This is a genomic window from Aquirufa sp. HETE-40SA, assembly GCF_054558635.1.
The window spans coordinates 819,807-844,491 of record NZ_JBPXKN010000001.1 but is presented as its reverse complement, the minus strand read 5'-3'; the positions used below and the strand labels follow the sequence as shown (position 1 = coordinate 844,491).

Here is a 24,685-nt window from a genome sequence, read left to right as displayed (position 1 = left end):
TTATAGTCCTAAAATCTTTTTGTTAAACTCCTCGTCTGCTCCGGTTCCTGCGAAATCATCGAAGACCTTTTCGGTTGCTTTGATGATGTGGCTCGCGATGATCGGCGCACCCTCCGTAGCTCCTTGAACAGGATCTTTGATGCAGCATTCCCATTCTAACACTGCCCATCCGTCATATCCATATTGGGTTAATTTAGAGAAGATGCTTTTGAAATCGACTTGTCCGTCGCCTAACGAGCGGAAACGGCCTGCGCGGTTGATCCAAGATTGGTAACCACCGTACACCCCTTGTTTTCCTGTAGGATTGAACTCAGCGTCTTTTACGTGGAACATCTTGATGCGCTCGTGGTAGAAGTCGATGTATTGTTTGTAGTCCAAAGCCTGTAACACAAAGTGCGATGGATCGTACAATAAATTCGCGCGTTTGTGACCTTTTACTTCGTCTAGGAACATTTCGAATGTTACGCCATCGTGTAAATCTTCACCTGGGTGAATTTCGTAGCATAAATCTACGCCACATTCATCGAAGGTATTCAAAATCGGTAACCAACGGCGACCTAATTCTTTGAAACCTTGCTCCACTAATCCAGCTGGACGTTGTGGCCAAGGATAAACCGTGTGCCACATCAAAGCGCCAGAGAAGGTAGCGTGTGCGTTTAAACCTAAGTTTTGAGACGCTTTCGCTGCATACTTTAATTGTTGGATCGCCCATTCGGTGCGTGCTTTGGGATTTCCTTTTACGGAATCTGGAGCAAATGCATCGAAACCAAGGTCGTAGGCTGGGTTGACTGCCACTAATTGACCTTGAAGGTGGGTAGATAATTCGGTGATTTGTAAGCCTTTGGCAGCTAACATCCCTACGATTTCATCACAATAAGTCTTCGACTCTGCTGCTTTCTGTAAATCAATACAACGCGAATCCCATGACGGAATTTGCACCCCTTTATAACCTAAAGAGGCTACCCAAGTGGTGATGTTGTCTAAGGTATTAAAAGGGGCTTCGTCGCCCATAAATTGTGCCAAAAATATAGCTGGCCCTTGTATCGTTTTCATCTTTTAATATGGTTTAGATTTTAACCCATTTTTGAGAACGCGTCGAATCTAAAATGCGCTCACAAATTAATAATTCACGGTATCCGTCTGCGAAAGTGGGGTATTTCGGATTCTCCGGTTGTTTTCCAGCTTCTACAGCGGCGTATACTTCTTTGAATAATTGCTTCGACGTATCTGAGAAGCCCTCGTTATGTCCACCAGGGAAAGTCATTAAGGCTGTAGCTTCAGGGTAGGCCAAAGAAGGATCGCGCATCAACACTTGATTCGCTTGATCTCTATTACCAATCCACATTTCGTTAGGCGACTCTGAGTTAAACGCGAAAGTTTTGTTTGAACCTGAAATTTCTAATTTCAATTGGTTCTTACGACCCGCTGAAACTTGCGAAACGGTTACACAACCGCGGTTTCCATTGTCAAAACGTAATAAAACGTTCGCATGATCTTCCGTGTTGATAGGGACATCCGCATAATCTTCTGGCTGTAACATTTTGCCAGAATAAGTTTCTACTGGCTTCAAAGGCTTCTTGCGTACTTTGTGAACCGTGTTGAAATCAGCCATTACTTCGACTGTTTTCAAACCTGTGATGTATTCGATAACGTCTAATAAGTGAGAACCGATGTCGGCGATAGCGCGAGAATCACCTGATTTGTCCGGCTCTAAACGCCAGTTATAGTCTGTATTGTAGAATAACCAATCTTGTAAATAGCTACCTATGATCGAATAGATTTCACCTAAATCGCCTTTTTCACGCATCGTCTTCATTTGGCGTACTAATGGATAGTAGCGAAGGTTGAAGTGAACTGCATTCACTAAGCCAGTTTTAGCCGCTAATGCGACTAATTCCTCTGCTTCGTGTAGGTCTTTTGCCAAAGGTTTCTCACATACCACGTGCTTTCCAGCTAATAAAGCTGCTTTCGACTGTGAATAGTGTAAGAAGTTAGGTGTACAAATGTGTACACATTGAATGTCTTCTTGCTTTAATAGATCTTCGAAAGTGTACCAACGGTCAATGCCTAATTGCTTTGCTTTCGCCTCAGCTAGTTCGATGGTCACTTCGCAAAGTGCAGCAACATCAATATTTGGTAAGCGGCGTAAAGCCTCGATATGAGCGGGTCCGATAAATCCGGTTCCTACGATTCCAACTTTGATTTTAGTCATGGTTATTTATAGTTCAAATTTTGTCCACTTGTTTTTATTATCTTGGGCTGATCTCACCACATTTTCGATGAAAGCCATCCCCATAATTCCTTCGTCGATTCCTGGGAAATCATACAAGGGGTCTTGTACTTTTCCTTCCCATCTCGCTCTAAGCGCAAAGGCGAAATTGCGGTAGATATTCGCGAAAGTCTCCACATAGCCTTCTGGGTGTCCCGCAGGTTGACGTGTGTGCGCATTAGCGGCAGGAGATAGCTGGCCTACGGCCGTACGAATGATCCGCGCTCCTTCGTCGCGCGTCCTAAATACCATCGTATTCGGCTCCATTTGGTGCCATGTAATTCCCGCCTTGCTTCCATAAATACGGAAGTTAAAGTCGTTCTCCTCACCATTACAAATTTGGGAGCAATGTAAAATACCTTTGGCACCATTATTATAATGGATCAAGATATTGCCATCGTCATCTAATTGACGACCTTCTACGAAGATCGTTAGATCTGCACAAAGCTCTTTAATATGTAATCCGGTGATGTATTCGATCAAATTCTCGCAGTGCGTTCCGATGTCGCCAATGGCACCTGCCGCACCACAACGTGCTGGATCTGTTCTCCAAGCTGCTTGTTTTTGGCCGGTCGCTTCCACTAGGTCAATTAACCAGCCTTGTGGATATTCCACGATGATTTTGCGAATTTCGCCTAGTTGACCTGAGTCTACTAAATGCTTCGCCTCTTTCACCATCGGATAGGCCGTGTAGTTATGGGTCAAAGCAAAAATCAAGCCTGATTGATCGATGATTTTCTTTAATTCTTTCGCTTCTGCCAAATTCAAGGTCGCTGGCTTATCACAAACCACATGGAATCCATTTTCAAGGGCCATCTTAGCGGCTGGGAAGTGCACGTGATTAGGGGTAACAATGGAAACGAAGTCCATGCGCTCGCCTTCCGGCAATTCTTTCTCTTTCAAAATCATCTCCTCATAAGAACCGTATACGCGGTTTTCTGGAAGATAAAGAGCTTCTCCGGTGGCTTTGGATTTTTCTGCGCTGGAACTAAATGCGCCACAAACTAATTCGATTTCTCCGTCTAATTGGGAACCGCGACGGTGAACTGCACCAATGAAAGCCTCTTGACTTCCACCAATCATTCCCATTCTGATTTTCCTACTTTGGCGTGATTTTGCCTGTGTAGCAGAACCTCCTTGAATCATAGTATGATAGATTTAGATAGTTTACAAAAATAGAGCAAAATTTGGTTTTATAGCCTTTAAATCGCTCTTTTTTTAGAATAGTATCAAAAATAAATCCCTTTACATGCCATTATCCCAAAAACTTTTTGTTTTTTTGTTACGATTTTTCCAATGAAGAATTTAATTTTTTAAAGAATAACCAAAATATATAATTAATCTAAACCTCAAACAATTATGAATCAAACTGTTAATGCCAATCGTTTATTTTTGGCTTCCTGTTTTGCCCTCATCACTACCGCCTTTTCTTTTAGTATTCGGGCAGGTATTCTACCTCAGTTAGGATCTGAATTAGCTTTAACTAACGAGCAACTAGGTCATATCAACCAAATGTGGTTTTTAGGTTTTCCAATCTCCATGATTTTAGGAGGTATCTTTTATACATCAGTTGGACCTAAATTGATCATGCAAATTGCCTTGGTAGCACACGCTGCAGGTATTTTATTGACCATTTATGCAGTAGACTATAACACGTTGTTGATCTCTACTCTTTTAATTGGGTTAGGAAATGGTTGTACGGAAGCGGCTTGTAATCCAATGATTGCCGATGCCTATACGGGTAACGAGATGAGCAGTAAGCTGAATCGTTTTCACATGTGGTTCCCAGGTGGAATTGTGGTAGGTTCTTTACTCTCCAAGTTTATGACGGATGCGGCAATGGCTTGGCAAACACAAGTTTGGGTCATTATTATACCAACAGTTATTTACGCGGTCTTGTTCTCTGGTCAAGCTTTTCCTAAGCCAAAAGCAGATGCAAGTTCGACGCTGGATAGCTTTAAAGCGATGCTAAATCCATTGTATTTATTTATGGCGGCTTGTATGGCATTAACAGCTATCTCGGAATTTGGCCCTCAACAATGGGTAGGTCCTATTTTAGCGAAAGCGGGTGCTAGCCCAATGTTAATTTTAGCTTTGGTGACAGGATTAATGGCCGTGGGTCGTTATTTCGCAGGTTCTATTATTGCTAAAATCAATACAGTGGGTGTTTTATTAGCGTCTGCCGTTTTTGCATTAGCCGGATTATATATGATGAGTACGATGTCAGGAACTACCTTGTACTTCGCAGCGTTTATTTACGCGTTAGGTATTTGTTATTTCTGGCCAAACATGTTAGGTTATGTGGCTGAGTCAATGCCTAAAACAGGTGCCTTAGGTCTGTCTATTATGGGTGGAATTGGTATGTTTTCGTCTTCTATGTTCCAGCCAATTATCGGAGGATGGATTGATAAGAATAAGGTGGCGGCAGTAAGCAGTGGATTAACGGGCGATGTGGCTGATTTAGCGGCTGGCCAAGCAACGCTTTCTAACATGCTTTTATTTCCAGGTATCTTGATCGTGGCTTTTGCGGGTCTTTATTTCTTCGGAAAGAAAGCATCTCACGCTTAGTCTAGAATTTTATTTAATTTAGGGGGCTCGAAAGGCCCCCTTTTTTTATGCGTTATCTGATTTTATTCTCTTTCTTGGTTTTTGCTTGCAAGCCTAATTGGCGGATTGATCCTGCCAAAGTGAAGGAGGAATTGCAAGCCCAGGCGGCGCAGCACACGGAGCGCAAAATAAACGTAGAAACTCGTTTAGGGGACTTTGAACTCGAATTAGATGATCGAACGCCTTTGCACTCGGTGAACTTTATTCGCTTAGTGAAGATGGGTTATTTTGAAGATCGCTACTTCTACCGTAATGTGTATGAAATTGGTATTCAAGGTGGAGGGGAGTATTTTGATCGCTTAAATTACTTAGTACCAGCTGAATATTTGGACGAGCTTCGTCCCGTTCGAGGAACCATTGCCATGGCGAGATATGATGAAGGAAATCCCCTACAATCCTCCTCTCCCACAGAGTTTTTTATCGTGACTGATACCGAACAGGCGAGTCGCTTTTACCGTAAATACGTGGTTTTTGGTAAAGTTACTAAAGGCATGGCCGTGGTGGATTCCATCAAGAAAGAGCGTTCTTTTGACGAGAAGCCGGTTATTCCGGTGAAGTTTTCGATGTCTGTTTTGGACCAGAAATAAGGCTTAATACAAGGGCAATCGCCATCACTAATAGGCAGCCTAGTACGTTTAGCCAAAGAAAGGCCATCCATTCGACCTTCCAAGCATAAATCACAAACGCTTCGGCAATCAGTGCCGCCGTGAAAACCTGTGTACCCGTGGTCCTATGTAAATAAAACGCACATAAAAAGATGCCTAAAATAGTACCATAAAACCAAGAGCCTAGGATATTCACGACTTCAATTAAACTTCCCATGTTTACGGCAAATTGGGCGACGACTAAACATAGCATCCCCCAGCCTAAGGTGATGAGTTTGGAAATCCACCAATAATGCTGGTTTCCACGATCAGGCGCGATAAATCGTTCATAAATATCGACCATCGAAGTAGAGGTCAAGGACCCAAAAGCCGAAGCCATTGAACCCATCGACGATAGAAGAATCATCGCGATTAGGAAGCCCACGATTCCCATGGGTAATTGGTTGATGATATAATGCAAGAAGATATAGTTTGTGTCTTGTGCCTCTGTATCCGGTTTAGCTGTTTTTAACAGAGCCACCGCTTTTCCTTGAGTAGCTGCCGCTTGCTTATTTAAGTCATTCAAACGAGAATAATTCTTTTGCAGTATAGCGGATTTCTTTGCCTCGAAAATCGCCCCTTTCTCCTGATCGATGGCCTGATGTCCCGGGACTGTAGCCCAAACCGCTTCCGTATTCTTATTAAAGAACGTAGGTGGGGCATTGAATTGGTAATAGGTGAATACTAAAATGCCCACTAGCAAGATGAAGAACTGCATCGGAATCTTGAGGAAACCGTTCATCAATAGACCTTTTTTGATCTCGCCAGCAGAAACACCGGATAAGTAGCGGCCCACTTGACTTTGGTCCGTACCGAAATACGATAATTGTAAAAAGAATCCACCTATGATACCAGACCAAATATTATAACGATTATTCAAATCGAATTTCCAATCAATCAGATTCACTTTCCCCATCTTGCCCGCAATCTGCAAGGATTCTTTCACCCCAATTTCGTCCGGAAGTTGTGAAACGATATAAACCCCAACGAAAACCATACCTACCAGAACAACGGCCATTTGCAACATTTGGGTGTAAGAAATGGCTTTAGATCCGCCTAGCATACAATAGGCGGTTACGATAGCTGCTGTCACGGCATTGGTCCAGGTTAAATCCCATCCTAATAAGGTGGAAAGTATAATGGAAGGGGCAGCGATGGTTACACCGGTGGACAAGGCACGCGGAATTAAGAAGAGGAGGGAGGTGAGCACCCGGGTTTTGGCATCAAAACGATTCTCTAAAAACTCGTAGGCTGTGTATACTTTAAGCGAAAAATAATGCGGAATGAAGGTCACAGACAGGATAATCATCGCGATGGGTAATCCTAAATAGAACTGAACGAAACGCATTCCATCGTGATATGCCTGGCCTGGAACAGATAAAAAGGTAATCGCAGAAGCCTGCGTGGCCATCACGGAAAGTAAAATATGGTACCAAGGAAGTTCACGATCCGCTAACAGAAAACCCTGCAAGGAATGCTTCGTTTGCTTTCCTTTCCAGCTGCCATACGCCACAATTCCACCAATAGTAGCCAATAAAACGATCCAATCGAGTGCTTGCATAGCTACTTAAAGGTTTCAGTTAAGTAGATGAATGTCGCAATGATTCCCAAAAGGAATACCATTAATGCCACATACCAACGACTGAATTTCATAACAGGTTTATTTTTGCCCAAAGTTAATCCAATATTTATATTTAAAAGCTTTTGAATTTTTAAAATTGCTGACTACCTTTGCACTCCAAATTCGCGGGTGTGGTGGAATTGGTAGACATACCAGACTTAGGATCTGGCGCCGCGAGGCATGGGGGTTCGAGTCCCTTCACCCGTACCAATGGCAAGCCCTCAACACCAAAAAGGTTTTGAGGGTTTTATTTTAAAGGCTAATTATAAATAAGAACAAATGAACATTTCACTTAACAAGGCAGGAGATTTAGAAGGTCGTTTGACTGTAGTCGTATCTCCAGCAGATTACGCGGAAAAAGTAGAGGCAAAATTGAAAGATTATCGCAAGAAAGCATCCATCAAAGGATTTCGTCCAGGTATGGTTCCAGCGGCTCTTGTGAAGAAATTATACGGTCAATCTGCTCTAGTAGACGAAATCAACCACATGTTAGGTCACGAAGTTTCAGATTATATTAAAGAAAACAAATTGAACCTAGTGGGAGAGCCTTTGCCAGCTGTAGAAGAGGCAGATGCGATCGACTGGGAAAAAGATACGGAATTTACGTTCCACTATGATTTAGGTTTCCACGGAGATTTTACGGTGGATTTGGCCAAAATCAAATCAATCAACTCGTACGAAATCAAAGCAGACAAGAAAGAAATCGAAGAAACGATTGAAAACTTGAAGAAGCAATTTGGCGATCAAACTCATCCAGATGCTGTAGAAGACCGTGATTTAGTTTTCGGAACCTTCACACAAGGTGATTGGGTTGAGAAATCTGCGATCCCTATGCACGCCATCAACGATAAGTCGAAGAAAGTGTTCATCGGTGCGAAAAAGGATGATACCTTGAAATTTGCGATTGATAAAGTATTCGTAGACGCGAAGGCTTTAGCTTTAGCGACAGGGAAGAAAGAAGACGAAGTAGCTGATTTGAAAGGAGAGGTTTCTTTTGTAGTAGAAGATATCACGCGTCAAGTTCCTTCGGAATTAAACGTGGCGTTTTTTGACAAAGTATTAGGTGCTGGAAAAGCGACAGATGAGAAATCATTCCGCGAGCAAGTAGAAACAATCGTTACAGAGAACTACAAGCGTGAGGCTGAATATTTATTGCGTATTGACGCGGAGAAAGCTATTTTAGACGCAGTTAAGATTGACTTACCAGAGAAATTCTTACGCACTTGGTTGATCCGTATCAACGAGGGTAAATTCACACCAGAGCAAATCGATCAAGATTTTGATAATGTGAAGAAAGATATGCGTTGGAACTTGATCAAGAACGAAATCGCTGAGAAATTCGACGTGAAAGTGGAATATCCGGAGGTAGTTGAGAAAGCGAAAGATATGGTACGTGCACAGTTTGGCGGTTATTTATCGTCTAACGAGCCAGGTATCGAAGAAATGATTGAGAAAATCGCGATGGGTTACTTGAGCGATAAGTCGAAGTCAGACAACTTCATGAACTTATACAATCAAGCGTTCGCAGACAAAGTATCTGCTGCGATCGTAGCGAATGTTCCTCACAAAGTGACGAAAATCGACGTGGACAAGTTTAAAGAAATCGCAGCAGCGCTTTAATTTTAACATTGTCCTGATATTTTTTGGAAGCCCCGCACATTGCGGGGTTTTCTGTGAACAAAGGTTCTTATATTTGTGTTCTAGGTAGTATAAATTCTAAAAAAGTCTAAATTTGATTTTTAAACATTGAAATCTATGTATCCAAAGGAGTTATCATCAGAAGAGTTTCGTAAGTACGCAGTTCACCACAGAGGTTTGAACGGTCTTGCGGTTGATCAATATATGAATAACATCGGCAGTCGCCCGATGCACCAAATTGAAGATATGACACAATACATCATTGAGGAACGCCCGATGCGTTTTGCTCAAATTGATGTATTCTCTCGTCTAATCATGGACCGTATCATCTTTATGGGTGTTCCGGTGGATGATTATATGGCCAATATCATCGTTGCACAATTGCTGTTTATGGAGTCTACGGATGCAAAAAAAGACATTGTGATGTACATCAATAGCCCTGGTGGATCAGTTTACGCTGGTTTAGGTATCTATGATACGATGAACTACATCCGTCCAGAAGTGGCGACGGTTTGTACTTCACTTGCAGCTTCCATGGGTGCCGTTTTATTAGCGGGTGGTGCAGCCGGAAAGCGTTCTGCTTTAGAGCATGCACGTGTGATGATTCACCAACCATCAGGTGGTGCTCAAGGTCAATCACGTGACATCGAAATTACAGCGCGTGAAATCGTGAAAATTCGCCAAGAATTATACGAAATCTTAGCTAAGCACTCTGGCAAATCATTCGAAGACATCGAACGTGATTCTGATCGTGATTATTGGATGAAAGCGGCTGAGGCAAAGGAATATGGTTTAATTGATGAGATTTTAACGAGAACTGTCTAGTGGCTAGTAAAAAAACGAGTTGTTCTTTCTGCGGTCGTCCTAAAAACGAAGTAGGTTTATTGCTTTCTGGCATAGATGGCCATATCTGTAATAACTGCTTGCAGCAAGGATATGAGGTGGTGAAAGAGGAGATGGGAGTGGCGGCTGCAGCGAAAGCGGGCACAAAACATTCCTTCGAATTAGTGAAGCCAAAGGATTTAAAAGAATACCTAGACGGTTACATCATCGGTCAAGAAGAAGCGAAGAAGCATTTATCGGTAGCGGTTTATAACCACTACAAGCGTTTGATGCAGGCTCCTTCGAATGATGATGTGAAGATCGAAAAGTCGAATATCTTGATGGTAGGGGAGACCGGTACAGGAAAAACGTATTTGGCTCGCACGCTAGCCCAAAAATTACAAGTTCCTTTCTGTATCGCCGATGCGACCGTGATTACGGAAGCAGGTTATGTGGGAGAGGATGTGGAAACGATTTTGACACGTTTGTTGCAAGCTGCAAATTATGATGTAGAGAAGGCCGAATGTGGCATCGTTTTCATTGATGAAATTGATAAAATTGCGCGTAAATCAGATAATCCATCTATCACTCGTGATGTTTCGGGTGAAGGGGTTCAACAAGCGCTATTGAAATTATTAGAAGGGTCAATTGTGAACGTACCGCCGCAAGGGGGACGTAAGCATCCGGACCAAAAAATGATCGCCGTCAACACCGAGAACATCTTGTTCATCTGCGGTGGCGCTTTTGATGGCATCGATCGCCACATAGCGAAGCGTTTGAACTCTCGCCCAATCGGTTTCTCAGGCGATGATACCTTCCATGAATCGTTCGAGAAGGACCAAATCATGAAGTATGTGACGGCGCAAGATTTAAAATCATTTGGCTTGATTCCTGAATTATTAGGTCGTCTTCCAGTGGTGACGTATTTAAATCCATTAGATACAACAGCTTTGCTATCAATCTTAACAGAGCCTAAAAATGCTTTAGTGAAGCAATACGAGAAGCTTTTCGAGATGGAAGGCGTTTCGTTGACATTCCAGCACGATGCCCTGGTATACATGGTCGAGCAGGCCATGCAGTATAAATTAGGTGCTCGTGGATTGCGTTCCATTATGGAGGCGGTGATGACCGATGCGATGTATGAAATTCCTTCGCAGACGGAAATGAAGACCTTTGAGGTGGATTTGAATTATGCGAAATCGAAGTTCGAAAGAACGGTATTCCATCAAATGAAAGTGGTCGCTTAATATGCCAGCTACTCAGCTTGTATTTTTGCACGGTTTTGGAGAAGATGAACGGGTGTGGGCAGACTTTTTGCCTTTCTACACCTGGCCATATCCTACTATTTGTCCTGCGTATTCGGAATGGACAGATTGTGCCACGTTAGCAGCTTACGCGCGAAAAATTGTTTCTCATTTGCCTTCAGAGGCTGATTTTGTTTTAGTCGGTCATTCGATGGGTGGCTATATCGCCTTAGAGATAGCGTCTCAATTTCCAGATCGAGTGAAGCAAGTGGTGATGTTACATTCTACTTTTGTGGCGGATACAGAGGAAAAGAAAATCAATCGAGATCGGACAGCAGATTTGCTCGAAAAAAAGGGTTCGGCGTTTTTTATCGGGCCGTTCTTGCCTAATTTATTTGCTACCGTATCTCAGGAGCTGATGGCTACTTTAACAGAGAGGTATCGAAATTTACCCGCTGCCGGATTAATTGCCGCCACCAAAGCGATGCGGGATCGAAGCGATTTTACCACGTTTGTTCAAACTACTGATATCCCCTTCCTTTTTATCTTGGGAGAGCAAGACGCCTTGATTTCTCCGGAGTCGATTACTCGTTTTGTAAAGAAATCGGTTGTAATTTTGCCAAACGTAGGCCATCAAGGGACTTACGAAGCGCCAATAGCTGTTGCCGAGGCCATTAATCAATTTGTGCATGTCTGATATTATCATAGCCTTAGATGGCTTCTCTTCTTGTGGAAAAAGTACGACTGCGCGCCATGTGGCGTCAGCTTTGTATTATGCCTTTTTAGATACGGGTGCAATGTACCGTGCAGTTGCACTCTATTTTGATCGGCAACAAGTGAATTTAGCTGATTTGCAAGAAGTGAAAGACGCATTAGCACATGTGGAAATAACTTTTCAATTCAATCCAGCTAAACAGGCCTCGGACACCATTTTGAATGGGGAGAATGTCGAGGTAGAAATTCGCAAAATGCATATTTCTGATTTAGTGAGTCAAGTGGCCGCTATACCAGAAGTAAGACATGCGATGGTAGCTCAGCAACAACGAATGGGGGAGAAGAAAGGGATTGTGATGGATGGACGAGACATAGGGACGGTGGTTTTCCCTCAGGCAGAATTGAAAATATTTATGACGGCAGAGCCACATATTCGGGCTCAGAGACGTAAATTGGAACTTTTGCAAAAAGGGGAGGATCTTCCTTTAGAAGAGATTATCGAAAATTTGCGCAAAAGAGATGAAATAGATTCGAACCGAAGCGAAGGCCCATTAAAGCGTGCATCGGATGCGATTGATTTAGATACTTCCTATCGTACGATGGATGAGCAGGTGGAATTTGTATTAGATCACGTTCGACGCGTGCAAGGTGAAAAACGCTAATTCTTTTATCATCGTAGGCCAGGGTTTAGCTGGCACCATTCTAGCACACCAATTTTTGGAGGCAGAAATACCCTTTGAGATTTGGGATTCGCCTTCGACTCACTTTACTTCTTCTCAAGCAGCGGGTGGAATTTTCAACCCAGTAACGGGCCGAAAATTAGAGCAAACTTGGCTTGCAGACGATCTATTTCCCTATTTATTTGATTTTTACCCGCGCTTAGAGGCGATTTTAGGGATGCGTTTTTTTTACCCAATGCCAATTTTCCGTCCTTTTGCAAATCAGGAGATGAAGAGCTGGTTGGTTGAGAGGAAAGACCAGATTGACCACGGTTATTTACGTTGGGATTCGGACGGCGTTTGGGTGGAACAAGCGGGCTGGGTAGATGTTGCAGCCTTATTACGCGTTTCTCGCGCCTATTTTGCATCGAAGGGATTGCTCGTTGAGTCTGAATACACGGGTAGTCAGGCTATCTTTTGTGAGGGATTCCACGGTCAACAAAACCCACTTTGGACTTGCTTGCCTTTCTTACCGGCGAAAGGAGAGTTGATGGAAATAGCCTCTAATGAGCCTTCAGAGCAGTTTATTTTGAATAAAAATGGATTTGTATTGCCATTGGGTTCTCAGCATTTTAAGGTGGGGGCGACCTATGGTTGGAAGGAGTTTACGAACGAGACGACTCCGGAGGCTTTGGAGGAATTAACGAAAAAATTGGTCTTGATGGGCTGCACGCAATTTGAGTTAGTCGTACAAAAGACAGGGATCAGACCTGCAACCCAAGATCGTCGACCATTTATAGGTTTTCATCCGAACAAACAATCGGGGATATTTAATGGTTTTGGATCTAAAGGAGTTTCTTTAGCGCCCTATTTTGCCAAACAATGGACTAGCGAAATCCTAGGAAAAACTTCTGTTCATTCAGAGGCATCAATTCGGCGATTTTATCATTTATTTTCCGTTTAAATCTGTAAATTTGGTTTTAAAGTCTTTTGGCTAAATGCGTAATTTAAATTCCTTTTTCGCAGTCCTCTTATTTTTGTCTTTTGGCTTAACCAAGCTATATGGACAAGAATCGCAATGGATTCCGGAGAATCACCGGATTCAATACCAGAATTTCCAATGGAATTACATCAGCAGTTCAAATTTTGAGGTTTATTATTTTGATAAAAATGAAGCCTTGGCTAAATCGACGCTGACCTATCTTGAATCAGATAATAACCGAATTACAGAGATCCTAAGTTATTCGCCTTATCAAAAAGTGAAGATTTTTTTGTATCCAAATCATGAAACCTGGTTACAAAGTAATAGTGGAATTTCCTTAGCTAATTCAGCTGATGTGGCAGAGGAGAATTTAGCCAAATTCAGAATTGAAGTGGCCTTTAAGGATAATTTAGTGGCCTTTAAACAGGAAATAACGAAGCAAATTGTACGCGTATATCTTCAGGATTTATTGTTTGGAGGTAGTGTAAAAGATGTACTGCAAAACTCTTTATTATTAAATGTTTCGGATTGGTTTGTCTTAGGGATGTCTGCTTACTTGGCTTCAGGGGATTCTCCTGAAATGCGACGTTTTACCTATCAAATTATTAGTGAAAATAAAATCAAAAGGCTACAATTAGCTACGGGTGTAGAGGCCGAGTTGCTGGGACAATCTATTTGGTCATATATCGCAAATACGTACGGCAAGCAGTCAATTGGTAATATCTTGAATTTAACACGGATTATTAGAAGTGAACAATCTAGCTTATCAAGTACGATTAGAAAACCATTTTCTAAATTTCTAAAGGAATGGTATGAGTATTATTTGAATGATGCAAAAAATTTAGAATTCGCTACTTCTAAAGTTTTTCCTTCCTCTTTTTATTTACCTCCATCGAATCAAATTAACTCTTTTCAGGCAAGTCCTGACGGACTTTTTGAGGCTTATGTCACAGATGAATCTGGCAGATATCAGGTCTTTTTACATAATTTAACCACGGATAAACTTCAATTGCTCCAACAAACTGGTTTAAAGGATTTAAATCGTACTTCTAATGGGAAAGGGCCTTTAATTTCCTGGAGTGGAAATAATAGGCTTTCTGTCCTTTTTAACGAGCAAGGGTTTACTTGGATGAAGACCTACCAAGTTAATAAAGCAGGGAGTTATACCTCAGAGCCTAAACTTAAAATCGCGAATTTATCTTATTTAGATATGAAAGTGTCTTCAAATGGTACTAAAGCACTTGTTCGCGTTTTAGAAAAAGGTCAAGTAGATATAGGTATTTATGATTTGAAGCGAAATAAGTTAAGTCTACTTACTAAAGATGCTTATAACGAAACAGAGGCCCATTGGATGCCTGATAACCGGGTGGTTTATATATCGGATCGGTATATTGATTCATTGCCCTCGCCACCTGCACCCATTTCTTCTTTATTTGTTTGGAATCCAGAGGATCCGGAAAATGCAACTAGGTTATTCTCAACCTCTGGAAAGGTATTTAACTTTAAGTTTCAGTCAGATTCAGTGGCTTATTTTTTGCATAATCAGGCAAGCGGACCTAGGTTAATTCGATATCAAATGGCTGATTCTTCCTTTAAACAATCTAAAGTTAGAACAGTTGCTTGGCAAAATTTCGAATGGACACCTAAAGGTGTTTATACACTAGAAAGAAATATTGTAACGGATAACGTTCAACGCTACTCCGAATCAAGTCTTGAAGAATACCTTGGTTCTGAATGGATTCCTAAGATTAATACGGTAAATCCCACAACAGTTAGTGAGCAAGAAGTCGCTTCCTTTGAGACAGATGCAGCTAAAAAGGCTAGAAAAGCCAGATTGGATCGACAACTATCTATTCGACTTAAAAGAGAGCCTGGTAAGATGGTAGGTCCTTTTGCTTATCAAAATTCATTTGTTTTTAATAGTTCAGAAGGGCAATTTAAATCAGATCCTATAAGAGGTATTGGCTATGCTTATGAGGTCAAAGCAAATGATTTATTAGAGAATCATTTATTTAAGGCTGGAGCATTTCTTACAGCTAATCTTCTTAATTCGGATATTTGGGGAGAATATGCTTACCTAGCCAATAAATTAGATTGGAAATTTCGATATGATCGAAAGGTATTAGGTCAAGATACAGAAAATGATTCGCAGAAAATTCGTTTTAATCGATTCGCTTTAACAGCCACTTATCCATTTAGTCTGTTGAGTCGATTATCTGTGACTGGTTTATATTCAACAAATCGACTTTTTAATCAAATATCGCTAGCAAATCCAGAGGAATATTCAGGTTTTGCAGGTGCCTTAATTTCTTATGAAGTTGATAATACCGTTCAATCAGGGGATAATCTCAGAACTGGTTATCGAATTAATGCAACTCTTGAAGCTCAAAAGGATATGATTATGTCAGGAGAATTTGTTCGCATAGGATTTGATGCCCGCTATTATAAAAAACTTTCTAACACTTTTTATTTAGCTACTCGTTTATCCTCTTCTCATCAATTGGGCAGTCGTACACAGGCCTCTATGTTAGGAGGGATGGATAATTGGTTTTTCAATAAACAAGATGTGCGTACGCAAGAAACTCCCTTGGGACTCGATGGTCTTGCGAGGCGGGAGGTTTTTATGAGTAATTTCATCGCACCATTACGTGGATTTGCTTTGAATAAATTAAGTGGAAATAGCCATTTATTATTTAATGCAGAAATCAGAATTCCTGTAAAGTCTATCATGCCTTCAGAATCCTCCTCTTTACTTAATTCGGTTCAACTTGTCGGTTTCACGGATGTTGGTACAGCCTGGACAGGTTCTAGTCCTTTTGAGAAATCCAATGGATTTAATACGAATGTCTATGGCGGAAAAACGAACCCATTCATAGCCACAGTGACTGATTTTAGAAACCCATTTTTAGTGGGGTATGGAATTGGAGCGAGGGCTGTTCTTTTTGGCTATTTTGTTAAATTTGATTATGCCTTTGGAATTGAAAATAAAGAAGTGAAGTCTCCTCTAACGTATCTGACATTAGGATATGATTTTTAAATGATCAAAAAAATATTTTTTCTAGTACTTATCCCTTGGACTCTTTTTTCTCAAAGTCTAAGTACATCGAATTTGCCAATCATTCGAATAAATACAAAGAGTCGGATCATCAAGGATGAACCTAAGATTCCGATAGTTTTCGAAGTTTTTGATAATGGTCCAGGCAAGCTTAACCAAGTGTCTAACACACCTACTCTAAGTTCAATTGCCGGAATTGAATACCGAGGGTCTACCTCACAGGCTGATTTTTATTTCTTACCTGGTTTAGTTAAAAAACCTTATGGTATTGAGTTGTGGACAGATTCGACAGGTTTGAAAGCGAAGAAAATGTCGCTTGTGCAAATGCCGGAAGAATCCGATTGGGTATTAAACGCTTCCTATAATGACCGATCATTTATGCGTGATTTTATAGCTCAGAATTTGGCTGATCGTTTAGGCTTATTGAACAGTAATACAAAATTCGTTGAGCTCATTATTAATGATGAATACCGTGGGGTTTATGTCTTAATGGAAAAAGTTAAGCAAGGCAAGAATCGGGTCCCAATCTCAGATTTGTATCCTACTGAAAATACAGGAGATGATTTAACAGGCGGTTATTTGCTTAAAATAGATAAATCAAGCGGTTCGCCCTCTACCACCTGGAAAAGCAATTATACCTCTGGAATTATCGAAACTCAAAAATGTGAATTCCAAATCGAATATCCTCAATTTGGAATCATTACTCAGACTCAGATAAATTATATAAAAAATTATATCAATAATTGGGAGCAAAAGCTGATGACTGAGGATATGAATGATCCGAAAGCTAGTTTTCGTAATTTCATGGACGTCTCTTCCTTTGTTAATTTCTTTATTTTAAATGAGGTAACTCGCAATGTGGATGGATATAGGTTAAGTACCTATCTATATAAAGACAAAGAGTCGTTAGGTGGGAAAATAAAGATGGGTCCAGCGTGGGATTTCAATATTGCTTTTGGGAATGCCGATTATTTAAATGGTTGGATGACAAATGGTTTTTTATACAGAGCCATGGAGAATGAAGATGGAAAGAATGATTATTGGCAAGTTCCTTTTTGGTGGAATAAATTAGTCCAAGATGCCAGTTTTCGAAAGGCTGTTGCGACTCGATGGAAGGCTGTTAGGTCGACCTTTTTAACTACGAAATCTATTTATGCTACGATTGATTCAGCACAAGTCGCACTGAAAGATCCACTTACGAGAAATTTTCAAAAATTCCCTTTAATGGGTAAGAAAATATGGCCTAATTATTATGTAGGTTCAACCTTGAGCGATGAAGTCAACTGGTTAAAAAATTGGATTCAGGGACGTCTAGCCTGGTTAGATACCCAAATGACTATCTTTGATAGTCCAATATTGGCCGTTCGCGAAGAAAATGCGTCCGCTATACTGTTTCCTAATCCGTCTTCATCCGGATTTTTTCAATGGAAATTTAGTCTAGACAAACCTTCCCTTGTGACCTATTTTATTTCTGATGTAATGGGACGTATGATTATGTCCCCTAAAAGCGCTAATTTTGGTATTGGTGATCAAATTCAATCGTTGGATTTGTCCTCTTATCCAGCCGGCACTTACTTATTTTCCTGGAAAACGGATGAAGGTGCAGTGCAGCAAATCAAAATTTTACGTTAATGTCATCCATTCTAGTTCAATTTCAACGTACTCGTTTTGCCGCTTCTTCTCTTGCGAATTCAAGTGGAGATTTGCGTAACAAGGTGTTAGCTAGTCTAGCTGAGTTGATTCAAGAGAATATGACTGAAATTTTGAGAGAAAATCAACAGGATGTTGACCAAATGGCAAGCGATCATCCGATGCGAGATCGCCTTCTTTTGACACATGAACGATTAGTTGCTTTAGCTGATAGTGTACTTTCTGTGATGCAATTGCCAGATCCATCGGGTCAGGTATTATCCGAGAAAACGCTTCCGAATGGTTTAGAATTGTCTAAAATTACCGTACCTCTCGGAGTGGTAGGAGTGATCTTCGAGTCTCGTCCTAATGTAACCATTGATGTAGCAGCGCTTTGTATTCGTTCCGGAAATGCTGTTGTTTTGCGTGGCGGTTCGGATGCCTTTCACACGAATACGATTTTAGTCAAATTGATACATCACGCACTCGAAAAGCATGGATTTTCGACGGATGTAGTCTATTTGATGCCCACGGATCGTGCGCATGTGACGACACTTTTGACGGCGGTCAAGTATATTGATGTGATTATTCCCCGTGGATCGGAAGCTTTGATTCAGCGGGTGCGCAAGGAATCCTTAGTGCCTACGATAGAAACCGGAGCAGGTGTATGCCATACTTATGTGGGAGCATCAGCAGATCTTGCGATGGCTGTAGCCATTGTAGTGAATGCCAAAGTCTCTCGCCCATCTGTCTGCAATTCATTAGATACCGTCGTTTTGCATCAGTCGATAGCGGCGGAATTTCTCAGATTGTTAGCAGCTCCATTACAACAATACTCAGTGAAGATCTACGCCGACATTTCGGCTTACAATACCCTTACGGAAGTGGGATATCCTTTCTTAGAAAAAGCAACAGAATCTGATTTCGGGCGTGAATTTTTGGATTTTGCCTGTTCAATTAAAGTAGTTGAAGATTTGCCTGAAGCTATTCATCATATTTCAACTTATTCATCTCGGCATTCGGAAGCGATTGTTTCAAGTGATGAATCAGAAGCGAAGTTTTTTCTATCTACCGTGGATGCAGCGGCTGTGTATTGGAATGCCTCAACGCGCTTTACGGATGGAGCAGAATTTAGCTTAGGTGCCGAAATAGGTATTTCTACTCAAAAATTGCACGCAAGGGGTCCTTTTGCTTTGGAAAAATTAGTAACGGAAAAATGGATTGGAATTGGTCAAGGCCAAATCCGTTAAAATTCATGATCTAATCCCATTCTTTGCTTCATTTCGACTAAAATAGGATGTTTTTGCGACAAGAAGTCGTATTTATCTGACTGTGTATAAATCAATTTTTTATCTGAAATATCTCCTTCAATTAGATCTAAAACTAAGTCTATCGAATCATTCTTCAATTTTGTTCGTAGCTGAGAAACTAATTCAAGTTTCAAAGACTCGTTAAATTGTTGCACCTGGACTTCACTTTCCACCTTCAAATGTATGACGGAATCGATGAGACTAATTTCTCGATTCATCATCACAAATTTGTTAATGAAATTGCCTGTTTTGAAACCTTGAGCAATTTGAGTCCAGACAAAATTTAACTCTTCGAAGGTAAACGGTTCATGTTGAACTTTATCCGCCATGCCTGCTTCTGCTTCATTTTCTAACTGATTTGAGCTGACCACTTTCTTGGCACTGCGCAATCCGTGACTGCTAGGTCGGATAGCTTGCGGTTCTATTACTGGCTCAGATGAGGGTGCAGGAGTCGCTGTTGTAGGTAATCCACTTGTCTTCACAGTACTATCTGTAACAACCTTAGCCTCTTCGATATGGCTAGTGGTGCTTGTATTAGTGGCTTCTGTGCTACTAGAATTAACTTCTGGCTCTAGCTCAGGCTCAGAAACCGAAGCCGTAGCTATCGGTTTACTCTCAGACTTTTTTCCGGCGCCACCCTCCACCGCAGGTTGAGATGCGGTAGGTTGGTAAACCGACGGCAAGTAATTGATTTTTAAAAGAGTCAATTCGACGTGTAAACGCGCGTTCTTCGCTGCTTTATAATGAATCTCGCACTGAGAGCAGAGGTTCATAGCAGATAATAGGAAGGAGGCAGACGTTTTCGCAGACTGTGCTTGAAATTTATTCCGATTCTCTTCGCTTAATTCCATCAAGGAAAGTGTCTTCGGATCTTTAGCAAATAACAAATTGCGGAAATGCTCAGATAGGCCAGCAATAAACTGTTGACCATCGAAACCCTTGCGCATAATTTCGTCTAATAAAACGAGTGTTTCTGTGTGGTTTTGATTCACAAAGAAATCTGTTAATTGGAAGTAATAATCGCTATCAAGTATGTGCAAGTTTTCCAATACAGCCGCATGTCTCAGCGAATTGTCTGTAGAGAAGGTCACATTTAAGTCAAACATGGATAGAGCGTCGCGAAGACCTCCGTCGGCTTTAATGGAAATCAATTCTAATGCCGCTGGCTCTGCATTTATCCCTTCCTTTTCTGCGATGGAAGAAAGGTGAGACGCCATATCTTTCCATTGGATTCTGTTGAAGTCAAAGATTTGGCAACGCGATAGAATCGTAGGTAGTATTTTATGTTTTTCTGTTGTCGCTAAGATGAAAATGGCGTATGATGGCGGCTCTTCTAAGGTCTTTAAAAAGGCATTAAAGGCAGCTGCCGAAAGCATATGCACCTCATCGATGATGTAGATTTTGTATTTCCCGTTTTGAGGAGGATAGCGAACTTGATCGATCAGGTTGCGAATATCTTCAACAGAGTTATTCGAAGCTGCATCTAATTCGTGGATCGTTAAGGAGGTATTTTCTTGGAAGGAATGGCAGGAAGAACATTTGCCACAGGCTTCTCCATCTGCACCCAAATCTTGGCAATTAATTGTCTTCGCTAAAATACGCGCGCATGTCGTTTTTCCAACCCCCCTCGGGCCACAAAAAAGAAATGCTTGAGCCAAGTGATTTGACTTAATTGCATTTTTTAGCGTGGTGGTAATGTGACTTTGGCCTACTACTGAATCGAATAGGGTAGGGCGGTATTTACGTGCTGAAACAATAAAATTTTCCATAATCAAATTTACCTTTTTAAGGGATAATTCCCAAATGCATTAGGGGATTCTAATGACAGCACTCACAGGAAAATGATCCGTTGGATATTTGTTTTCCCAGGTCTCACTATGAGTGGTGTGCTGCACTACTGAGGGGCCATTTTTGACAAAAATGTAGTCGATATGCCGGCCTTCTTGTTCTTTAGTAAAGCCATTAAAGGAGCTGTATGGGCCGTAGTGTCCATTTTTGCTGATCTTCTCCGCATCGGTAACATGCGCTGGATTTTTTGTATCCACTAGAATTTGAATAGGTTCGTCTTCAGGGGTGGCATTAAAATCGCCCGTCAATATCACCGGTGATTTACCTGCGATTTCAGCGATTTTACGTAAAACAAGCTTCGCACTTTCTCTACGTGCCACCTTGCCTAAATGATCGAAGTGGGTGTTGAAAACATAAAATTTCTTTCCTGTTTTGATCTCTTGGAATTGCCCCCAGGTAACCACGCGGCGGCAGGCGGCATCCCAGCCAAAACCCACTTTGTCACAGGAATCAGACAACCAAAAGGTATTCTCTTTTAGGAGTTTGAATTTTGATTTACGGTACATCAATGCAGAGAATTCTCCCTCTGCTTTTCCATCATCGCGTCCCTTGCCAAACCAGCCATACCCAGGCAATTCCTTTTCTAAATCTGTAATTTGATGCAGGAAAGCCTCTTGTAATCCAATAATATCGGCATCATGGTAGCGAATTAATTCCCCGCAATGCTTCGCGCGGTATTTCCATTGATTTACGCCATCAGATTCGGTATCCATACGAACATTGAAAGTCATAGCCTTTAATTGTGCTAATGCAGATGGTCCCGCTAATAAAAGCACAAAACAGGTAAAGGCTTTTAAGATATTCATAACCTGTGGAATTACGCGATCGTTCTTGCCGTTTTGAATAATGAAATCAGCTCCCCAAAGGTAATTTTTGGGTTGAGGTTGCAAATCAATTATTTGCATCGTTTCCATGTAACTCATACGACTTCTTTTTTGGACGCTTTGAATTCGCTCAGGTAAAGGACAATCTACTGTGATTATTTGGTCTAAATGATCAGGCTTAGATCGCGGTGTGATGAGGGCGGATTCGTAAAGACAAAAAGGGGCTTCTGGGGCGTTCAACATCCATTCTGCCGCTTTAGATCGAACAGCGGGATGAATAATGGCATTGAGGTGAGCGACGTCACCGGGGTATTTCTGTAACAAACCTTTTATCCAAGCTCGATTATAAGAACCGTCCGGAAGATAGGCTTTAGGGCCAAATTCAGCGATGATGGCTTCTTTTACCGATGCATCATTATCGCAAATTTCACGAGCAATTTTATCCGCTTCGAAAACAGGAATTCCTAGACACGAAAAAATCCGGCAAATAGTTGATTTACCGGATCCTATTCCGCCTGTAATTCCGATGAAAGGTTTCAGGCTAGTTTGCATTGAATTACTCTTCTAAGCGAGAGGAAGCATCCTTAGAGATCGCTGTTTTCTCGAAAACCATACGAACCCCTTTGCTTGAATCTACTTCGACTACGATCGTTTTTTCACGGATTGTTACGACAGTACCGTGTGCGCCACCTATGGTCACTACTTTATCTCCTGTCTTTAATTCCTCAATGAATTTCTTAGCCTCTTTCGCCTTCTTTTGTTGCGGACGAATCATAAAGAAATAAAATACGACAAAAATACCTCCGAAAAGGACAATTTGCATGTAGGCTGGACTCTGTGCTTGTAATAATAACATCTGTTTATTTTTTAGGTAATACTTCTACTTTAAAGCCCATTCTGTTCTCCGCTGGAAGCGTATTACAGTAAGCGGTAATTGATTTTTTTAATTTCCCTACTTTACCTTTTGAATCAAATTTTACGCGAATGAATCCTTTTTTTCCTGGTTGAATTAATTCGTTACTCCATTTAGGCGTGGTACATCCGCAAGATGCATTTACTGTGATAATTTTCAAAGGTAAATTTCCTGTATTCTTAAAATTATAGGTATGAAAAATACTATCTCCCTCTGTTATGCGACCTATGGAAACATGGGAGTCTTCTAAATAAAAAATGGGGTGTTTTTCTGCAGTCGGTTTTAAAGTTGCAGGTATGGAATTTTCTGTGGCATTATCCGCCTCTTTTGGTTTGTTTTTGCAGGATAGAATCCCGAGCAAACAGAAGAATAGGAGGGTAGAACGCATCTTATTTGGCCTTAATCTGAGTCATCATTTTTTCCACATCTTCTAGCAATTTCTCTGCTTTGATTTTTGCATCCTGAACTACTTTTTTGCCTTCTGATTTTGCGGTGGTTTCGATTACCTCTTTACCATCAACGATATCATTGATTAATTGCTTTAATTGATCACGGTATTTGTTCAATTGAAAATACAATTTACTGCGGGTATTCTCTCCTTTATCGGGAGCGTATAAAATACCGATGACCGCTCCTGCTGCTGCGCCCACAACAAAGGCCCAAAAAGATCTAGATGATTTGCTCATTTTATTTGTTAGCTATGTCGATTAATCCTCGACCTGATTTTGTAATCACTTTTTCGTGAACTAAGCGATTCGAAACTACGTCTAAAATACCATTAATAAACTGGCTAGACTTAGGTGTCGAATAGTTTTTTGCTAGTTCGATATACTCATTTATACTTACTTTAACTGGAATACTTGAGAATTTCACCATCTCGGCCAAGGCCATTTTCAGAATGATAAAATCTGCTACCGCAAGGCGATCAGATTCCCAGTTTTTCGTTTGGTCCCCTATCCAGGCACTTAATTGCTTGTCTTCTGAGACACTGTAATCAAATAATTCTTCAAAGAATAACTTGTCGTCTTCCCATTGGATGGCGAGAGGTTGTAAACTTAGGTCTTCCAAAGCCTCTATCTTGAAGGTCTTGTTCGCCATACTCTTTACCACATCCTTATTCAAAGACCAATTTAAATCTTTTTCCTCAAAATATTCTGTCATCGACTCGTGTTTTAAAAGGAAATTTTTCAACACGTAAACGACGAAAGCTAAATCATCCTCAAACTTCTTGCCCGCTGTAGGAAGGTAAGTTAAGAAGGTTTCATCCGTCAAGATGTTCTCAATAAATAATTTCTTGATTAAATTTTCATCCTCTTCCGACCAGCCAATGTGGTTTTTGTCGAAGGCCCGTTGCAAATCGCTCCATTTTGACAAAATATATAATACCTTATTTTTAGCCAGCAAAGAGGTCTTTGTATTGTTTTCTAACAAGCGTCTATTTTCATCCCAAAGTGCAATTAAAGGCAATTGCTGCAAGTAATATAGAATTTTAAGGTATTGCTTGTTGATAGCTTCCACCTCTAACACCATATCGTGTTTCAGCTTTTTAGCTATTTGCTTTACGTTTGCTTGGTATTGATGATAGACAGATTGAGCTGCTTGTTGCGCTTCATCTGGAATTGTTTCTTCTGAAGTTATTTCTTGGAAAAACTCTTTTAATTGAATTTCGGCTAGTTGTCGTAGGCCTTCTAAACGAGGTGTTTGGTCCTCTTTTGATACCATTAAGGATAAATCAGGCTGAAAAATGGTAGATAAACCATCAAAAGCTAATTGATATTGGGCACGTTCTTGTGTATAGAAAGCATACAATTGCTGAAATGCTTTGACACGTAGTAATCTCCTGTTAACCATCCGAAATAAAAGAGCGTCTTGTTTTGAATCCCAAAATTAAGAATTTTAATTGATA

Annotated in this window: 21 protein-coding genes and 1 tRNA gene; 12 read left to right on the top strand and 10 right to left on the bottom strand. The window is 41.0% G+C overall.

Features of this window, described 5'->3' with window-relative positions; genetic code table 11:
• From ACRZ9O_RS03860 to ACRZ9O_RS03850, 3 genes are read right to left on the bottom strand one after another with little or no spacing between them, the layout of a single operon-like run.
• Positions 1-1,053 carry a sugar phosphate isomerase/epimerase family protein gene (locus ACRZ9O_RS03860; RefSeq protein WP_459456531.1) on the bottom strand — a complete coding sequence of 351 codons (1,053 nt, stop codon included), beginning with the start codon at positions 1,051-1,053 and terminating at the stop codon, positions 1-3.
• Between the two features lie 13 nt (positions 1,054-1,066).
• Complete coding sequence (locus tag ACRZ9O_RS03855) at positions 1,067-2,212, bottom strand: Gfo/Idh/MocA family protein (protein WP_459456529.1); 1,146 nt, start codon at positions 2,210-2,212, stop codon at positions 1,067-1,069.
• A 6-nt stretch (positions 2,213-2,218) separates the two neighbouring features.
• Positions 2,219-3,358 (bottom strand): Gfo/Idh/MocA family protein, encoded by a 1,140-nt coding sequence (locus ACRZ9O_RS03850; RefSeq protein ID WP_459457036.1) that lies wholly within the window; start codon positions 3,356-3,358, stop codon positions 2,219-2,221.
• A gap of 270 nt (positions 3,359-3,628) precedes the next feature.
• Here ACRZ9O_RS03850 and ACRZ9O_RS03845 point away from each other — a divergent pair, with 270 nt between their 5' ends.
• A complete protein-coding gene (locus ACRZ9O_RS03845; RefSeq protein WP_459456527.1) occupies positions 3,629-4,837 on the top strand; it encodes an MFS transporter in 1,209 nt (402 codons plus the stop codon).
• A gap of 47 nt (positions 4,838-4,884) precedes the next feature.
• Positions 4,885-5,463, top strand: a complete 579-nt coding sequence (locus ACRZ9O_RS03840; protein ID WP_459456525.1) for a peptidylprolyl isomerase — start codon at positions 4,885-4,887, stop codon at positions 5,461-5,463.
• Here ACRZ9O_RS03840 and ACRZ9O_RS03835 read toward each other — a convergent pair.
• Positions 5,420-7,081 carry a sodium:solute symporter family protein gene (locus ACRZ9O_RS03835; protein ID WP_459456523.1) on the bottom strand — a complete coding sequence of 554 codons (1,662 nt, stop codon included), beginning with the start codon at positions 7,079-7,081 and terminating at the stop codon, positions 5,420-5,422. The genes ACRZ9O_RS03840 and ACRZ9O_RS03835 overlap by 44 nt on opposite strands.
• 185 nt (positions 7,082-7,266) lie before the next feature.
• Between ACRZ9O_RS03835 and ACRZ9O_RS03830 the strand changes: the two genes are divergently transcribed.
• From ACRZ9O_RS03830 to ACRZ9O_RS03785, 10 genes are all read left to right on the top strand, one after another.
• Positions 7,267-7,351, top strand: a tRNA-Leu gene (locus ACRZ9O_RS03830).
• Positions 7,352-7,420: 69 nt separating this feature from the next.
• Entirely contained in the window at positions 7,421-8,761 is a 1,341-nt protein-coding gene (locus tag ACRZ9O_RS03825) for a trigger factor (RefSeq protein ID WP_459456521.1), read from the top strand.
• A gap of 135 nt (positions 8,762-8,896) precedes the next feature.
• On the top strand, positions 8,897-9,604 hold the full coding sequence (locus ACRZ9O_RS03820; protein ID WP_130896144.1) for a ClpP family protease: 708 nt from the start codon (positions 8,897-8,899) through the stop codon (positions 9,602-9,604).
• On the top strand, positions 9,604-10,848 hold the full coding sequence (gene clpX, locus ACRZ9O_RS03815; RefSeq protein WP_459456519.1) for an ATP-dependent Clp protease ATP-binding subunit ClpX: 1,245 nt from the start codon (positions 9,604-9,606) through the stop codon (positions 10,846-10,848). The genes ACRZ9O_RS03820 and clpX overlap by 1 nt, the downstream gene beginning before the upstream one ends.
• A gap of 1 nt (position 10,849) precedes the next feature.
• Entirely contained in the window at positions 10,850-11,542 is a 693-nt protein-coding gene (locus ACRZ9O_RS03810) for an alpha/beta fold hydrolase (protein ID WP_459456517.1), read from the top strand.
• On the top strand, positions 11,535-12,221 hold the full coding sequence (cmk, locus tag ACRZ9O_RS03805) for a (d)CMP kinase (protein WP_459456515.1): 687 nt from the start codon (positions 11,535-11,537) through the stop codon (positions 12,219-12,221). Before ACRZ9O_RS03810 ends, cmk begins: the two co-directional genes overlap by 8 nt.
• Positions 12,208-13,182 carry an NAD(P)/FAD-dependent oxidoreductase gene (locus ACRZ9O_RS03800; protein ID WP_459456513.1) on the top strand — a complete coding sequence of 325 codons (975 nt, stop codon included), beginning with the start codon at positions 12,208-12,210 and terminating at the stop codon, positions 13,180-13,182. The genes cmk and ACRZ9O_RS03800 overlap by 14 nt, the downstream gene beginning before the upstream one ends.
• A 34-nt stretch (positions 13,183-13,216) precedes the next feature.
• The gene (locus ACRZ9O_RS03795) at positions 13,217-16,237 is read left to right on the top strand and encodes a TolB-like translocation protein (RefSeq protein WP_459456511.1); all 3,021 of its coding nucleotides are present in this window, start codon (positions 13,217-13,219) and stop codon (positions 16,235-16,237) included.
• Between the two features lie 72 nt (positions 16,238-16,309).
• Positions 16,310-17,887, top strand: a complete 1,578-nt coding sequence (locus ACRZ9O_RS03790; protein ID WP_459456509.1) for a CotH kinase family protein — start codon at positions 16,310-16,312, stop codon at positions 17,885-17,887.
• A complete protein-coding gene (locus tag ACRZ9O_RS03785) occupies positions 17,887-19,134 on the top strand; it encodes a glutamate-5-semialdehyde dehydrogenase (protein WP_459456507.1) in 1,248 nt (415 codons plus the stop codon). Before ACRZ9O_RS03790 ends, ACRZ9O_RS03785 begins: the two co-directional genes overlap by 1 nt.
• Here the strand turns inward: ACRZ9O_RS03785 and ACRZ9O_RS03780 are convergent.
• From ACRZ9O_RS03780 to nusB, 6 genes are read right to left on the bottom strand one after another with little or no spacing between them, the layout of a single operon-like run.
• Positions 19,131-20,963 carry a DNA polymerase III subunit gamma/tau gene (locus ACRZ9O_RS03780; RefSeq protein WP_459456506.1) on the bottom strand — a complete coding sequence of 611 codons (1,833 nt, stop codon included), beginning with the start codon at positions 20,961-20,963 and terminating at the stop codon, positions 19,131-19,133. The genes ACRZ9O_RS03785 and ACRZ9O_RS03780 overlap by 4 nt on opposite strands.
• 39 nt (positions 20,964-21,002) lie before the next feature.
• Positions 21,003-22,418: a dephospho-CoA kinase gene (coaE, locus tag ACRZ9O_RS03775; RefSeq protein WP_459456504.1), complete on the bottom strand. Its 1,416-nt coding sequence runs from the start codon at positions 22,416-22,418 to the stop codon at positions 21,003-21,005.
• Positions 22,419-22,422: 4 nt separating this feature from the next.
• Entirely contained in the window at positions 22,423-22,722 is a 300-nt protein-coding gene (yajC, locus tag ACRZ9O_RS03770; RefSeq protein WP_459456502.1) for a preprotein translocase subunit YajC, read from the bottom strand.
• A 4-nt stretch (positions 22,723-22,726) separates the two neighbouring features.
• Positions 22,727-23,167, bottom strand: coding sequence for a DUF1573 domain-containing protein (locus ACRZ9O_RS03765; protein ID WP_459456500.1), 441 nt, complete (start codon positions 23,165-23,167; stop codon positions 22,727-22,729).
• A 1-nt stretch (position 23,168) separates the two neighbouring features.
• Positions 23,169-23,465, bottom strand: coding sequence for a YtxH domain-containing protein (locus tag ACRZ9O_RS03760; protein ID WP_459456498.1), 297 nt, complete (start codon positions 23,463-23,465; stop codon positions 23,169-23,171).
• 1 nt (position 23,466) lies between these two features.
• Complete coding sequence (nusB, locus tag ACRZ9O_RS03755) at positions 23,467-24,630, bottom strand: transcription antitermination factor NusB (protein WP_459456496.1); 1,164 nt, start codon at positions 24,628-24,630, stop codon at positions 23,467-23,469.
• Positions 24,631-24,685: the final 55 nt, after the last annotated feature.